General features: G+C 70.2%; 11 protein-coding genes. 9 read left to right on the forward strand and 2 right to left on the reverse strand.

Features of this window, described 5'->3' with window-relative positions; all coding sequences use genetic code 11:
• Positions 1-240 precede the first annotated feature (240 nt).
• The 4 genes from ACZ7OU_RS13245 to ACZ7OU_RS13260 all read left to right on the forward strand — a co-directional run bounded on the left by ACZ7OU_RS13245 (position 241) and on the right by ACZ7OU_RS13260 (position 6,201).
• The gene (locus ACZ7OU_RS13245) at positions 241-1,977 is read left to right on the forward strand and encodes an ABC transporter family substrate-binding protein (RefSeq protein ID WP_470241684.1); all 1,737 of its coding nucleotides are present in this window, start codon (positions 241-243) and stop codon (positions 1,975-1,977) included.
• 285 nt (positions 1,978-2,262) lie between these two features.
• Positions 2,263-4,071 (forward strand): ABC transporter family substrate-binding protein, encoded by a 1,809-nt coding sequence (locus ACZ7OU_RS13250; protein ID WP_470241683.1) that lies wholly within the window; start codon positions 2,263-2,265, stop codon positions 4,069-4,071.
• Positions 4,072-4,262: 191 nt separating this feature from the next.
• A complete protein-coding gene (locus ACZ7OU_RS13255; protein WP_470241682.1) occupies positions 4,263-5,279 on the forward strand; it encodes an ABC transporter permease in 1,017 nt (338 codons plus the stop codon).
• Positions 5,272-6,201: an ABC transporter permease gene (locus ACZ7OU_RS13260; protein ID WP_470241681.1), complete on the forward strand. Its 930-nt coding sequence runs from the start codon at positions 5,272-5,274 to the stop codon at positions 6,199-6,201. Before ACZ7OU_RS13255 ends, ACZ7OU_RS13260 begins: the two co-directional genes overlap by 8 nt.
• Positions 6,202-6,481: 280 nt before the next feature.
• Here the strand turns inward: ACZ7OU_RS13260 and ACZ7OU_RS13265 are convergent, their stop codons facing one another.
• On the reverse strand, positions 6,482-8,263 hold the full coding sequence (locus ACZ7OU_RS13265) for an ABC transporter ATP-binding protein (RefSeq protein WP_470241680.1): 1,782 nt from the start codon (positions 8,261-8,263) through the stop codon (positions 6,482-6,484).
• Between the two features lie 113 nt (positions 8,264-8,376).
• On the opposite strand from ACZ7OU_RS13265, the gene mshB reads away from it, so the two are divergent.
• Genes mshB through ACZ7OU_RS13280 form a run of 3 tightly spaced genes read left to right on the forward strand, consistent with a single transcriptional unit; the run spans position 8,377 to position 10,383 of the window.
• Positions 8,377-9,219, forward strand: coding sequence for an N-acetyl-1-D-myo-inositol-2-amino-2-deoxy-alpha-D-glucopyranoside deacetylase (gene mshB, locus ACZ7OU_RS13270; RefSeq protein ID WP_470255200.1), 843 nt, complete (start codon positions 8,377-8,379; stop codon positions 9,217-9,219).
• A complete protein-coding gene (locus ACZ7OU_RS13275) occupies positions 9,216-9,611 on the forward strand; it encodes a hypothetical protein (RefSeq protein WP_470241678.1) in 396 nt (131 codons plus the stop codon). Before mshB ends, ACZ7OU_RS13275 begins: the two co-directional genes overlap by 4 nt.
• The gene (locus tag ACZ7OU_RS13280) at positions 9,604-10,383 is read left to right on the forward strand and encodes a hypothetical protein (RefSeq protein WP_470255201.1); all 780 of its coding nucleotides are present in this window, start codon (positions 9,604-9,606) and stop codon (positions 10,381-10,383) included. The genes ACZ7OU_RS13275 and ACZ7OU_RS13280 overlap by 8 nt, the downstream gene beginning before the upstream one ends.
• Positions 10,384-10,411: 28 nt before the next feature.
• On the opposite strand, the gene ACZ7OU_RS13285 is transcribed toward ACZ7OU_RS13280, so the two are convergent.
• Positions 10,412-11,173, reverse strand: coding sequence for a site-2 protease family protein (locus ACZ7OU_RS13285; RefSeq protein WP_470255923.1), 762 nt, complete (start codon positions 11,171-11,173; stop codon positions 10,412-10,414).
• 261 nt (positions 11,174-11,434) lie between these two features.
• Here ACZ7OU_RS13285 and ACZ7OU_RS13290 point away from each other — a divergent pair, with 261 nt between their 5' ends.
• Together ACZ7OU_RS13290 and ACZ7OU_RS13295 are read left to right on the forward strand one after the other, a co-directional pair.
• Positions 11,435-11,722 (forward strand): WhiB family transcriptional regulator, encoded by a 288-nt coding sequence (locus tag ACZ7OU_RS13290; RefSeq protein ID WP_230862597.1) that lies wholly within the window; start codon positions 11,435-11,437, stop codon positions 11,720-11,722.
• Between the two features lie 135 nt (positions 11,723-11,857).
• Positions 11,858-15,130 (forward strand): glycosyltransferase, encoded by a 3,273-nt coding sequence (locus ACZ7OU_RS13295; protein ID WP_470255202.1) that lies wholly within the window; start codon positions 11,858-11,860, stop codon positions 15,128-15,130.
• Positions 15,131-15,465: the final 335 nt, after the last annotated feature.

The following is a 15,465-nucleotide window of genomic DNA, read 5'->3' on the forward strand; positions in this document are numbered from 1 at the left end:
CGCGGATTCGACGCCTGGTGTTCACCACCGGTCCGGACCCGTCCCGTGTCCGGGGCGTGTTCGTTCCGCCGTTCCGGAACGGTCCGGGAACCCGGACGGTGCGCCGCGCGTCTTTTCCGATAGCGGCACCAAGCGGCGCCGCGCCCGGCCGATCCGGGTACGGGAATCCCGGTTCCGGCCGCCGACGCGGTCGTGGGAGCATGGCTGACCCGATCGGGGAGATTCTGGGAGGAACGGGGCGTGCGGGTGAATCGCAAGGCGGTGCCGGTGCTGGCGCTCGCGGCCGTGCTGGTCACCGCTTGCTCGAACACCCCGCCACCGCCGGTGGTGTCCTCGTCGGTCCCACCGGCCTCGACCACCGGGAAGACGCCGTCGCAGATCGTCGTCGGGGTCGACGACGTGCTCGGCGGCTACAACCCGCACAACCTGGCCGACTCCTCGCAGGTCACGTCCGCGCTGTCGCAGCTGCTGCTGCCCTCGGTGTTCCGCCAGAAGGACGACGGCAGCACCCAGCTCGACAAGAGCCTGATGAAGTCCGCCGAGGTGCTCTCGCAGCAGCCGTTCGTGGTCGCCTACGAGATCCGCCCGGACGCGTCCTGGTCCGACGGCGCGCCCATCGCCGCCGAGGACTTCGACTACCTGCGCACGCAGATGCGCGACCAGCCCGGCGTGATCGGGCCGGCCGGCTACCGGCAGATCACCGACCTGCAGTCCCGCGAAGGCGGCAAGCGCGTCGAGGTCACCTTCGCCAAGCCCTACCCCGGCTGGCAGACGCTGTTCTCGGACCTGCTGCCCGCCCACCTGCTCAAGGACGCGCCCGACGGCTGGCGCGGGGCGCTGGCCTCGAACTTCCCGGCCATCGCCGGCCCGTTCTCGATCAAGAGCCTTGACACCGCCCGCGGCGAGGTGATCCTCGAGCGCAACGAGCGCTACTGGGAGAAGCCCGCGGCCATCGACCGGATCGTGCTGCGCCGCTCGGACCAGAACACGCTGCTCGCGGCGCTGCGCAGCGGCAACGACCAGTTCGCACTGGCCAGGACCACCGGCGACGAGCTCAAGCTGCTCGGCGAGCTCGGCCCGGCCGTGCAGCTGCACACCGTGGCCCGGCCGCTGGTGGCCGACGTGCTGCTGCGCCCGGTCAGCGCCACGCTCCACGACACGCAGGTGCGCGCCGGCATCGCCGCGCTGATCGACCGGTCCAAGCTGATCACCGAGGGCGTCAACGGCGGCCCGTCGTCGCAGCTGCACGCCGACGCGCAGGTCAAGGCGCCGTCGGTGACCGGGTACGCGGCGACCATCCCGCCCGGCCCGCCCACCGCGCCCGACGTCGCCAAGGCCGAGGAGTCGCTGAAGGCGGCCGGCTACGCCAAGACCGCGGGCACCTGGCGCAAGAACGGCAAGGCGCTTTCGCTGGTCATCGCCTCGCCCGCCACCCAGGAGCCGTTCGCGACGATCGCCAAGGAGCTCACCAGCCAGCTCGTCGCGCAGGGCGTCGAGGTCAGCGCGATCACGCCGCAGCCGCGCGACCTGTTCAGCGGCCTGCTCGCGATGCCGGTGGCCGGCGGGATCCAGCAGCCGACCGGCGACTCGGCGGGCAGCGTCGGCATCGACATCGCGGTCGTGCCGCAGGCGGTCGGCGGCGACACGGCTTCGGTGCTCGCGTCCACCTTCGGCTGCCGCCCCGAGCAAACGGCATCGGGGACGGACCCGGCGAAACCCGTCGTACCGGGCAACTCGTCGGGCTTCTGCGATCCGGCGCTGCAGCCGTCGATCGACGCGGCGCTGTCCGGGGCGACCCCGATCGCCGAGGCGCTGACCACTCTGGAGCCTGAACTTTGGCGTCAGAACGTGGTGATCCCGCTGTTCCAAATGGCTGACACCCTCGCGATCGGATCGGGTATCTCGGGAGTAACCCCAGGTCCTCCGATGGTGGGCCCGTTCGGGTCCGCCGTGAACTGGACTCGCGGCCCGAAGTAATCGTTCGACTACGCATTCAGTACTACCGGGTGATCTTCACGCACGCCTTCGAGTGGGACTCCGTGAATCCGTGAGGTAACCGTCGTATTTCTGGATGTCCACTGGAAGTCACCCTTTGGTCACGATCGACCCTGAACTGGTGACTGTCGGTGCTTTTCCTTTCTAGCGTGCTCCCGCAGTGCGCCAGTTGAGTGTCGCTTGGCGTGTCGTAGGCTCCGGCACCAAACCGGAGCGGTGTGGGTCCTTGTCACAATTCAAGGACTCAGTGCTAGGAGGGCACACTTCATGAGGAGAACCAAAGCAGTCTCCGCCTTGTCGCTCGTCGCAGGCGCCTCGCTGCTGCTGAGTGCCTGCAGCGGTGGCGACGCGGGCTCGGGCAGCACGGACCAGAACGGATCGTCGACCGACGTCAAGTCGATGGCGGTCGGCAAGGCCGAGCAGGGTGACTCGTTCAAGCTCGCGGACGTCAAGGGCTGGGACGGCACGGTCACGGTCGGGATCGACGACGGGTACTCGGGGTACAACAACAACACCCCGGACACCAACAGCTCGTACAACACGTACATCTTGACCACCGTCCTCGAAGACGCCTTCGTCCTCGACGGCAACAACAAGGTGCTGCTCAACAACGACATCCTCGACTCGGTCGACGTGACCTCCAAGGACCCGCAGGTCGTCACGTACAAGATCAAGCCGAACCTCAAGTGGTCGGACGACGCGCCTTTCGACTGCAAGGACTTCTACCTGGCCTGGCTGTCGGGTAGCGGGCTGGCCAAGGGCTCGGACGGCAAGAACCCGTTCAACGCGGCCTCGACCACCGGCTACGACAAGATCAAGACGGCCACCTGCAAGGACAACCTGACCTTCGAGACGGACTACAGCGAGCCGTACCTCGACTACAAGGGCCTGTTCAGCGGTGTCCAGATCCTGCCGGCGCACGTTCTCGAGAAGAACGCCGGCATCGCGGACATCACCAAGCTCGCGCCGACCGGTGACCCGGCCCAGCTGTCCAAGGCCGGCGACTTCTGGACGAACAAGTGGAAGGGCTTCGACAAGTCGATCATGCCGGCCTCCGGCCCGTACATGATCGACTCGTTCGACGCGAACCAGAAGTCCGTCACGCTGGTGAAGAACCCGAAGTGGGCGGGCGGCAAGGGCGGCCCGGCGAAGATCATCGTCCGCGCCATGGAAGACACCAAGGCCATGGCGACCGCGCTGCAGAACGGTGAGATCGACGTCGCGGCGTCGACCCAGCCGGACGCCACCGCGGCGGCCACGATGAAGAGCCTCGCCCCGCAGGGTGTGACCTACGGCTCGGCGCCGCAGCTCACCTACGAGCACCTTGACCTGCAGTTCAACCGCATCTTCAAGGACGACGCCCTCCGCAAGGCGTTCTTCGAGTCGATCGACCGCAAGGCGATCACGGACAAGCTGCTCAAGGAAGTCCAGGCCGACGCGGCCCCGCTGAACTCGATCGTGTTCTTCCAGGGTGAAGAGGGCTACACCGACCTCTACGGCAGCAAGGCCGGACTGGGTGCCGAGGCCGCGGCCAAGACCCTGACCGACGCCGGCTGGGCCAAGGGTGCCGACGGCATCTTCGCCAAGGGCACGCAGCGGGCTTCGTTCAAGATCACGCACAACCAGAACGCCCGCCGCAGCCAGACCGTCGAGATCATCATCTCGCAGGCCAAGGCGGCCGGCATCGAGGTCAAGGACGAGACCGACGCCAACTTCCTCAAGGGTGGCCGCGTCTCGACCGGTGACTACGACGTCGCGCTCTTCGGCTGGTCCTCGGCGCCGTTCAAGTCGCAGTCGCGCTCGATCTACGTCTGCCCGGACAAGGGTGGCGACCAGAACTACCAGAACCTGTGCGACCCGAAGATCGACGACGCGTTCAACACCGCCGTGAAGGCGACGGACGAGACCGTCAAGACGCAGGCCTACCAGGCGGCCGACAAGGCCATCGCGGACAAGTACGCGACGGTCCCGCTCTGGCAGACCCCGTCGATGTGGGCGTTCAAGGGTATCGACCGCGTGTACATGCAGTCGTACAACGGTGCCCTGTGGAACGCCGGCGAGTGGGAGAAGAAGTAAGCAGGGCCTAGCCCCGCAGCTTCTTCCCCCTCGCTCCAGATGACCTGGGAGGTACCGGGGTCCGGCCACGAGCCGGGCCCCGGTACCCACCGGAAGTAGCTGTTGACCGTAGGGTTACCGCCACTACGGTAGACAACCGGGTAGCGGTCCAGCGCACTTCTGACGACCAGGCCCGGATGAGGAGCAGTTCGTTGAACCTGGTGATCTACATCCTTCGCCGTCTGGCGATATCGATTCCCGTCCTGCTGGTCGGGACCTTTTTGTCGTTCGTGATGGTCGCCGCCACCGGTGACCCGCTGGGCGAGCTGCGGAACAACCCCCAGCTGAGCAAGGACGCGATCGACGCGCTGTCCCACAAGCTGGGCCTGGACCAGGGCGTCGTGCCCCGCTACTTCACCTGGCTCGGGGACTTCCTGTCGGGTGACTGGGGCACGTCCATCGCGCAGGGCAACGCGCTCCAGCCGGTAGCGCCCAAGGTGCTGGCCGCGTTCGGCGTCACGTTCAAGCTGGTCGTCGGGGCCGAGATCCTCGCGCTGATCATCGGCATCATCGTCGGCGTGCTCGCCGCGGTGAAGCAGTACTCGATCGTCGACTACCTCGCCACCACGCTCGCCTTCCTGCTGTTCTCGATGCCGATCTTCTGCATCGCGATCGTGCTGAAGAACTACGCGATCGAGATCAACGGCTGGGTCCGTGATCTCGGTCTGCAGGACGTCCTCGGCAATCCATGGCTACGCACGACCAGCCCGGAACAGCTGAAAACCGACGGCGTCGGGGACTTCATAACCAGCACGATCGGGGCGTACCTGCTGCCGACGCTGTCGATCATGGCGATCAGCTTCGCCGCGTACAGCCGGTTCCAGCGGGCCTCGATGCTGGAAGTGATGAACTCCGACTACGTGCGCACCGCGCGGGCCAAGGGCCTCGCGAACGGCCGGGTCATCTTCCGGCACGCGTTCCGCAACGCCCTGATCCCCGTGACGACGCTGTTCTCGGTGAACTTCGGGTCGGTGCTCGCCGGCGCGATCATCACCGAGACGGTGTTCAACTGGCACGGTATGGGCACATTGCTGGTGGAAGCCGTCAACAAGAACGACACTCAGGTGATGATGGGCTGGCTCGTGGTCATCGCCACCAGCGTGATCGTCGCCAACCTGATCGCCGACCTGGTGTACGGCATCCTGGACCCGAGGATTCGCGTTGGCTGACTTGAACTCCCTTCTCGCGAGCGAAACCGCGACCAAGGACGGAACCCTCCCGCCGGAGGCGCTGCCCGAACCCCGGAGCCAGGGCAAGCTGGTGCTCCGGAAGTTCCTGCACCACAAGCTGGCGATGGCGTCGACCGCGATCCTGCTGCTGATCATCCTGCTCAGCATCATCCTGCCGATCTTCTGGAAGCACAGCTACGAGGACAGCTCCTTCCCGTCCTTCGCGAAGCCGAGCGGCGACTTCCCGCTGGGCACCACGCAGGTCGGCAAGGACATGGTGTCGCAGATCCTGCGCGGCACCCAGTTCTCGCTGCTGATCGCCCTCACGGTGTCGATCCTGTCGACGGTCGTCGGTGTCGTGCTCGGCGCACTGGCGGGCTACCTGCGCCGGTTCACCGACTCGGCGGTCTCGCGGGTGACGGACCTGTTCCTGATCATCCCGCAGATCGCCGCGGCGGCCATCCTGGCGAAGGTGTTCGGGAGCGGCTCCTGGTACATCGTCGCCCTGGTGCTGGCGTCGTTCGGCTGGATGCAGATCGCCCGGATCACCCGCGCCGAAGCGATGTCGCTGTCCCAGCGCGAGTTCGTCGACGCGGCTCGCGCTTCGGGTGCCGGCACGTTCCGGATCATCTTCAAGCACCTGGTGCCGAACATGGTCGGCAGCATCACGGTCAACGCGACCCTCGCGGTCGCGCAGGCCGTGCTGGCGGAAGCCGCGCTGTCGTTCATCGGCCTCGGTGTCCAGCTCCCGGACACCTCACTCGGCCGCGTCATCCTGGAGAACTACGCCCAGCTGCAGACGCGGCCGTCGCTGTTCTTCGGGCCGTTCATCGTGCTCGTGCTGATTTCACTGACGATCAACTTCATCGGTGACGGTCTTCGCGACGCCTTCGACCCGCGACAGCGGAGAATGAAGGCCTGAACGCCGACGCGGGGGTGACCGGTTCCGGTCGCCCCCGCGTCCGTTTTCGCGCGGGGATCGCCGGGCCTGGGGTTCGGATGAATCTCGTGCTCCAACCTCCAGGCGATCGCCGACACCGAGCACAAGCTGGGCTGGCCCCGCACGCTCTCCAGATCCGGCCTTTGGCCGCCCGTACCACCCGTGAGACGCGTGTTCGCCGTCTGGGTACGCGTGTCGTCCGTCCAGGAACGACGGAAGGCCGTCACCCGGACCCGGGTGACGGCCTTCGTGTCTCAGAGCCTCAGTCGGCGACGGGGGCCAGCTTGCCGGCCTCCCAGGCCGCGCGGCGCTCGGCCTGGAGCACCGGGTCCGCGACCGGCGCCGCCGACAGCAGGCGGCGCGTGTAGTCCTGCTGGGGCGAGTGCAGCACCTGGTCGCGCGTGCCGATCTCGACCAGCTTGCCGTGCTGCATCACCGCGACGCGGTCGGCGAGCAGGTCGACCACCGCCAGGTCGTGGCTGATGAACAGGCACGCGAACTGCAGCGACTGCTGCAGGTCGAGGAACAGGTCCAGCACGCGGGCCTGCACCGACACGTCCAGGGCCGACGTCGGCTCGTCCGCGATGAGCAGCGCCGGGTCCAGGGACAGCGCCCGGGCGATCGCCACGCGCTGGCGCTGGCCGCCGGAGAGCTCGTGCGGGTAGCGGTTCATGTAGTGCCCGCCGAGCTCGACCTTGTCGAGCAGCGAGCGCACGCGGGCCGACAGCTCCTTGCCGGCCAGCACCTTGTGCAGCACCATCGGCTCGGCGATCGACTCGCCGATCGTCATCTTCGGGTCCAGAGTGGACGCCGGGTCCTGGAACACGATCGAGAAGTACCGGCGAAGCGGGCGAAGCTCCTTCGCCGACATCTTCGTGATGTCCTTGCCGGCGATCGCGATGGTGCCCTCGGTGGCCTGGAGCAGGCCGACGGCGCAGCGGCCGACGGTCGTCTTGCCCGAGCCGGACTCGCCCACCAGGCCGACGATCTCGCCCTTGGCGATGGTGATCGAGACGTCGTCGACCGCGCGGTTCTTGCCCTGACCGCGACGGCCCGGGTACTCGAGCACCAGGTTCTTGATCTCGAGGGCCGGCGCGGCCTCCTCGATGACGGCCTCCAGCTCGGCGTCGGCCAGCCGGATCTCCTCGGCGATCTTGGCCGCCTCGGTGCTGTCGGAGGCGATCCCGGCGTCGTCGAGCAGGCGACGTCCCTCGGGACGCTGGCCGAGCACCGGCACCGCGGCCAGCAGCCGCCGGGTGTAGTCCTCCTTCGGCGACGCGAACAGCTCGCGCGAAGGGGCCTCTTCGACGATCTCGCCCTGGTACATCACGATGACGCGGTCGGCCATGTCGGCGACGACGCCCATGTCGTGGGTGATCAGCACGATCGCCGTGTCGAGGGTGTCGCGCAGCTTGCGCAGCAGGCCGAGGATCTCCGCCTGGACCGTGACGTCGAGCGCGGTGGTCGGCTCGTCGGCGATGATGACCTTCGGGTCGCACGAGATCGCCATAGCGATGACGACGCGCTGGCGCAGACCGCCCGAGAGCTGGTGCGGGTACTGCTTGAACCGCAGCTCCGGGTTCGGGATGCCGACCATGTCGAGCAGCTCGACCGCGCGCTTGTCCGCGGCGGCCTTGGAGATGTCCAGGTGCGAGCGCAGGGCCTCGCGCAGCTGCCAGCCGACCGTGTAGACCGGGTTCAGCGCGGTCATCGGCTCCTGGAAGATCATCGCGACCTGGTTGCCGCGGATCTTCTGCATTTCCTTCTCTTTGAGATCCGCCAGGTTGCGCTCGCCGAGACGCAGCTCGCCGGCGATCTTGCTGGTCTTGGGCAGCAGGCCCAGCACCGACATCGACGTGACGGACTTGCCGGACCCGGACTCCCCGACCACGGCGACGATCTCGCCGGGCTGCACGTCGAAACCGATGCCCTTGACGGCGTTCACGACGCCGTCCTCGGTCTGGAACGACACGCTGAGGTCGGAGATCGACAGAACGGATCCGGACACGCCGGCGACATCCGCCGAAGTTGCTTCAGTGCTCACCAAGATGCCCTTCGTGGGGGTACAGACGATCGCGACGCGGCGGTCGCGACTCGCGCGAGGATAACCGAGGGTGTCCCCGACGAAGGTCGGAGCACGGGAATTACGCTCAACCCGTGATCTCCCCGGTACCGCGCAGGCTGCTGCTCGTCCACGCCCATCCCGACGACGAGAGCATCACCACCGGCGCCACGATCGCACGATACGCCGCCGAAGGTGCCGAGGTGACGGTCGTGACCTGCACGCTCGGCGAAGAGGGTGAGATCATGGCCGGCCTGCCCGAGCTGGCGGGGCTGGGCGCCTGGGCGGCCGACCAGCTGGGCGGCTACCGCGTCGCCGAGCTGAAGGCCGCGTGCGCCGCGCTGGGGGTGTCACGACATCGTTACCTGGGCGGGATCGGCCGGTGGCGCGATTCGGGCATGGCGGGCACGCCGTCGGCTTCGCACCCGCGGGCGTTCACCGGGGGGAGTGCCGAGGAGCAGGCCGCGCAGCTCGCGGAGATCCTCGACGAGGTGCGGCCCCAGGTCGTCGTCACCTACGACGCCTTCGGCGGCTACGGCCACCCCGACCACATCCGCGCCCACGAGATCACGATGGCCGCGGCGCCGAGCGCGGAGTCGGTGGCCCGGGTGTTCCACACCGTCACGTCGAGTGACGCGATGCGCACCGGGCTGGCCGCGCTGCGGGCCGGCGAGCCCGAGTACCCCGTCCCGCCCGACGACGAGCTGCCCGTGACGCCGGACGAAGAGATCACGACGACGCTCGACGTCGCCGCGTACGTCCCGGCGAAGCTGGCGGCCCTGCGCGCGCACGCGACGCAGCTGGCCGTCGTCGACGGGGACGTCCCGTACTTCGCGCTGACGAACGAGGTCGCCCAGCCGATCCCGGCGCACGACTCCTTCGTGCTGGCCCACGGCCCGGCCGACGGTGCGGCGGACGACCTGTTCGGTGGGCTGTGACCGTGCCGGAGCCGCTGACCTGGGAGCAGCGGCTGCTCCTGCTGCTGCTCGCGTTCGACACGGTGCTGCTGGCCGTGCTGGAGCTGTTCTTCCTGCCGCTGCGGATCGGGGTCGTGCCGCTGCCGCTGACGGTCGTCGTCGGCGCGGTCACCACGCCGTGGCTGGTGTCGACGACGGCGAAGCTGGTGCGGCCCGGGCTTTCGTGGGTACCCCTGGCGGTGTGGGTGGTCGTCGTGTTCGGGTTCGGCCTGCTGGGCCCGGGCGGCGACCTGGTGCTGATCCAGGACTGGCGAGCGCTGGTGCTGCTCGGCGCGAGCGCGCTGCCGGGCGCGCTGGTGCTCGGCGGCGGGCTGGGCCGGGCAGCGGCGGGAAGGAGTGCGGGACGTGGCTGAGGCGATCTCCGACAAACAGGTCGTGGCGGTGCTGCGGCCGTTCGTGCGCGCGTGCGGGCCGATGCTCGACGCGCTGCGCGAGTCCGACCCGTTCGGCCTGCAGGCGCGGGAGAAGGAAGACCTCGCGGAGGTCGAGTCCGGGCTCAAGGCGAAGCTGATCCACGGCGTGACGTCGGTGAAGGTGCCCGGCACCGCCGCGTGGGCGCGGATGACGGGCTACGACCGGTCGAGCTGGTGGATGAACCGCGTCGGCCGGTTCACGGCGCTGCTGACGTCGATCCCGGGGCTGGGCGGCGCGCTGGCCGACCGGCTGCCGGTGCAGGACACGCTGGGGGCGGCGTCGCAGGGGCTGCTGCTGTGCGCGATCGCCGGCGAGTACGGCGTGACGGACGTCGGCACGCGGGTGCGGCTGATCGCGGCGGTGCTGTTCGAGCGCGAGATCGACGCCGACCTCGCGGCGGGCAAGCACCCGGAGCACGACGAAGCGGCCGAGGCCGACGAAGCGGCGAAGCTGACCGAAGAGCTGACGGCGTCGGAGAAGAAGCACGGCAAGGCGACGGTCAAGGCCGCGGGCCGGACGCTGTGGCGGCTGGGCCGGGGACTGCTCGGGATCACCGAGGAGCTGGAGAAGCGGCCACGCGGGAACTTCTTGCACCGTGCGATCGGCATGTTGCCGGTCGTCGGCGCGGCGGGGGACTACTTAGGGGAGCGATCGGGGCTGCGCGAAGTCTGGAAGCGGGCGCACGTCTGGCTGACCGAGCACCGCGCGTGAGCTTCCCGCGCGGTGCCCGGCCGGGACCTCAGTAGTTCCAGAACTGGAAGAGGACGAACCCGTTCTGGGCACCGGGATAGCCCCCCAGCAAGTCGAAAAGCCAGCCGGCACCGGCCCACAACGCGGCGCTCGCCGGCCTGAACAGGAACAAGATCGCGAACAGGGCGATCGGCGCCCACGGGCGGACCTTCGCCCCGAATGCGCGGGCCTGCGGTGACAGGTACGGCTCGATCGCGCCCCAGCCGTCGAGGCCCGGGATCGGCAGGATGTTCAGGATGAACGTCACGACCTGCAGCAGCGCGAGGAAGGACATCGCGATCACGAGGCCGTGCGACATCGGGACCAGCGCGACCACCAGGCACAACGCCGCGCCGACCGCGAGGTTGCTCAGCGGCCCGGCCAGCGACACCCAGGACGACGTCCCCCGTGACCGGAGCGCGCCGCGGTTGATCCAGACCGCGCCGCCTGGCAGCGGGATGCCGCCGATGAAGAGGAAGATCAGCGGCAGCACGATCGACAGCACCGGATCGGTGTACTTCCGTACGTCCAGGGAGAGGTAGCCCTTATGGGCGATGCTGTGGTCGCCGCCGCGGTAGGCGACCATCGCGTGCCCGAACTCGTGCAGCGACAGCGACGCCACCCAGCCGGCGGCGACGAAGATCACGACTCCGGCGACGGCCAGGGTGTCGTGATCGCGGACTGAGTACGGGTTGACGTAACCGAACGCGGCCATCACGCCGCCGGCGACGGTGAGCGCGAGGATGCCGAGGAAGACCGGGCTGGGGCGCACTGCTGACTTCTGCACACTTCCAGTCTTCCGTATGCCCGGTGTGAAGTTACCGGCGTGTCCCCTTGCGCGGTCGGGCACGAACGTCCCCCGAACTCGCTACTCCGCTTGACCTGACCGCACTACACGGGTGTAATCACAGTGATGTCATTCGTTGTCGAGGGGACAGCGAGTGTCGTTTCACCACCGCCAGCCTGGGGAGTGCTAGGGAGCGAGGAGGCGGACGTGCGGTTGGAAGCCGATGGTAAGGAATGGGGGCACGTCATGGGTTGGGGCGAGATCCCGGAGCAGGCTCTGGGAGATCTCACCGAGCTCATCGATGCCACCGAGGAAGAGCAGGATTGGCAGGAACGCGCCCTGTGCGCGCAGACGGACCCGGAGGCGTTCTTCCCCGAGAAGGGCGGCTCCACCCGTGAAGCCAAGCGGATCTGCCTGGGTTGCGAGGTCAAGGACGAGTGCCTTGAGTACGCGCTGGCCAAGGACGAGCGCTTCGGCATCTGGGGCGGTCTGTCCGAGCGGGAGCGCCGGAAGCTGAAGAAACGGGCTGTCTAGAGGGGGACTCACCGGTGATGCGTAGGCATCACCGGTGATTCCACGTGGTGAACACTCGGCGTGGGTTCACCACCGGGTGACGGACCGGGGCCGTAGGGTGGCCGCACCGATCCGCCGCCTGATCTGGAGCCGTCGTTGCCCCGCACCGCCGCGCCGCCCGCCCTGCGCACCGCGCCCGTTCTGGCCATTGTGGTCTGTCACAACGGTGAGAGCTGGCTGCCGCTGGCGCTTTCTTCGTTGCGCCGCAGCACTGTCCGGCCCCGGCACGTGCTCGCCGTGGACACCGGTTCCACCGACGCGACCGCCCGGCTGCTCGCCGAAGCCGCCGAAGATCCCGGCCTCGACGCGACCCCCGTGCTCTCCGGCGTCATCACGCTTTCGAGTGACGCCGGCTTCGCCGCCGCGGTCGCCGAGGCCGTCGAGCACGCCACCGAACGTTGGGGTGACCCCGGTTCGTGGCTGTGGCTGCTGCACGACGACTGCGCGCCCGAGCCCGACTGCCTCGACGAACTGCTGCGCGTCGCCACCAAGAACCCGTCGGCGACCGTGCTCGGCTCGCTGGGCCTCGACTGGACCGACCCGCGGCTGATCGTCGAAGCCGGCCTGTCCACCGACGCGTCCGGGCATCGCCAGCAGGTCGCCGCGCTCGGCGAGGAGCCGGCCGAGGTGCTCGCCGTGCCCAGCGCGGGCTCGCTCGTGCGCCGCGACGCCTGGGACGAGCTCGGCGGCTTCGACCCCGATTTCCCGTTGCTGCGCGAGGATCTCGACTTCGGCTGGCGCGCGAACGCCGCCGGCGGGCTCGTCCTCTCCGTGCCGACCGCGCGGGTGCGGCACGCGCGCGCCGTCACCACCGGGCAGCGCACGGCGGACGCCGTCGCCACCCCGCTCGCGGCCGCGAACCGCGCTCACGGGCTGCGGGTGTTCCTCGTGAACTGCTCGCCGTTTTCCTTCTGGCTGGGGATGATCCGGCTCCCGCTGCTCTCCCTCCTGCGCGCGCTGGCGTTCGTCCTGCTGCGCCGCACCGGCGAAGCGCGGGCCGAGTTCTCCGCCGCGACGTACCTCCTCAGTGGACGCGGCGGATTGCGTGCCGCCCGCGCCCGCCGACGACGGAATCCGCGGCCTGGCACAGTTCGCGGGCTCTTCACCGGACGCGGGACGCGGTTGCGCAACGCCGTCCGCGCCGGCGTCGTCGGGCTGGTCCGCCGCGGCGTCGAGGAAGACGTCGCGCTCGGCCGCGTGCCCGAGACCGTCGAAACCGAGTCGGCGTGGGTGACGCCGGAAGCGCTCGACGCACGGGAAAGCCGTCCGGTCGGGCCGGACGCGCTGCCCGCCGGCGCCCTGCGCGGCCTCAGCTCGCGCGGGTCCGGGCTGCGCAAGCCGGGCACGCTCGTCGCCGTCGCGCTGCCGGAAACCCCGGCGCCCGAACCGGTCTCCGCCACCGACGAGGCGCCGGAAGAAGCGCCCGAGCCGGAAATCGTCTTCGTCGAGGTGAACCGGCGGCGCGTGCTCGCGGCGACGATCTTCGCGCCGCCGGTGGTGCTGCTCGTCGTGATGACCGCGCTGGGGCTGGTCGTCAACCGCGCCCGGCTCGGCCTCGACCTCTTCGGCGGCAAGCTGCTGCCGGTCGGCGGGCTCGGTGAGCTGTGGTCGTCGTACCTGACGCCGTGGCACGCGATCGCCGGCGGCACCGGCGCGCCCGCGTCGGCGACGCTGCCGGTGCTCGGCACGCTGGGCGCGGTGTTCGCGCCGATCGGCGGCCCGGCCGCGCTGGTGGCGATCCTGCTCCTCGGCGACATCCCGCTGGCGGCGCTGAGCGCGTACGCGGCGACGCGACGGCTGCGCGTGCGCCGGTGGGTCCGCGCGGTCATCGCCGCGACCTACGCGCTGCTGCCCGCCGCGACGGCCGGGGTGGCGCAGGGCCGGCTCGACGTCGTCGTGGTGCACCTCGTGCTGCCGCTCGTGGCCGCGGGCATCGCCGGGCTGCTGATCCGGGCGGACACGCGGTGGCTGCACGTGTCGGCGCTCTCGGCGTTCGGGGTGGCGCTGCTCGGCGCGTTCTCCCCGCTGGCGCACGGGCTCGCGCTCGCCGGGCTGCTGATCGGGTTCGTGGTGCTGCCCGCGCCGACCGGCCTGGCGCGGCGGATCGCGTCGGTCGGCATCGTGGTGCTGCTGCCGCTGGCGTTGCTGCTGCCGTGGCCGACGGTTCTGCTGCGGCACCCGGAGCTGCTGGTGCAGGGGCTCGGCGGCGCGGCGTCGGCGGTGTCCGGTACCGACCTGGCCGGGCTCGACCCGGGCGGGCCCGGCGCGTGGCCGATCGGCGTCGCGGTGATCGCGGCGGCCCTGATCGCGATCGTCGTCCGCCCGACGAAGCTCGCGGCGGGCGGGCTCGCGCTGGCCGCGCTGGGGGCCGGCGGCCTGGTCCTGGTGCGGCTGGTGACGGCGGTACCGATGCAGGGTGGATCGCCCGCCCACGGCCACGCGGGCGTGCCGCTGCTGATCGTCGGCGCCGGGCTGCTGTGGGTCGTGCTCGGTTCGTGGCAGCGCGGCGGCTCGGCCGGCGTGCCCGCGACGTGGCTGCCGAAGGTGTTCGCGGTCGCCGGGGTCGTGGTGTTCCTCGCGCTGGCGGCGGGCGCGGTGGTCGTCGGCGGCCAAGGTCCGCTGCGCGCCGGCGAGCGGCCCGCGCTCGCGCCGGAGGTGTCGGCCGAGCTGTCGGCGTCCGGCCGGTCGGTGCTCGACCTCACGGCCGACGCGACCCGCCAGATCGGCGGCCGCCTGCCCCACTACGGCGACGACGAACTCGCGCCGACACCCGGCACCCCGGCCCGGCTGGCGGCGTGGCGCCGCGACCTGGGCCAGGGCGACGCGGCGGCGGTCCAGCGCGCGTTCGCCGCCGCGGCGGCCGCGGGGGTGCAGTTCGCGGTGCTCCCGCCGGGCGTGGACCCGCAGGCGTACGTGCCACTGGCGAAGGACCTGGTTTCGGTGGCCGCCCCGACGTCCGACGGCCGTGGGGTCCTGCGCCTGTTGCCGCCGGCGGGCCAGGTGATCTTGATCTCGCCGGAGCAGGCGAATGCAGCGGTGACGGGCGGCGGCGCGCCCGGGAACTCGCCGGGCGTGTCGCCGGTCCAGGCGGACCTGCCGGAGGTGCGGGTCCGGGTGTCCGACGGCCCGACCGGGCGGCTGCTGGTGCTCGCGGCGGAGCAGGAAGCGGGCTGGAAGGCATCGGTGGGCGGCAAGAGCGTGCCGATCGTGCCGGCGTGGGGACACCAGGTGGCGGTGTCGGTGCCGCCGTCGACGTCCGAAGTGACGGTCGAGTTTCCCGGGACGGAACGGAACCTGCTGCTGCTGGCCCAGCTGGCGGCGGTGCTGTTCACGCTGCTGACGGCGGTCCCGGCCCGGCGCCGCCCGTGAGGTGAGGGCCCGGCTTGGGCTTGGGCTTGGGCGGCGCGAGTGGCCCTTTCGCGCGGGCGGCTCGGGCGGCGCGAGTGGCCCTTTCGCGCGGTTGTTGGGGGAGCGAGTGGCCCTTTCGCGACGCGAGGAGGGCGCGAGTGGCCCTTTCGCGCGGCTTGGGCGGTGCGAGTGGCCCTTTCGCGCCGGCGGGGCAGGGGGCGCGAGTGGCCCTTTCGCAACGGCTCGGGCGGTGCGAGTGGCCCTTTCGCAACGCCTGGAGGGCGCGACTGGCCCTTTCGCACACCTCAAGCGGCGCGACTGGACCGTTCGTGCGCATCCCGCCAGCGCCGCCCCCG

The organism is Amycolatopsis sp. NPDC114505, from assembly GCF_055633615.1.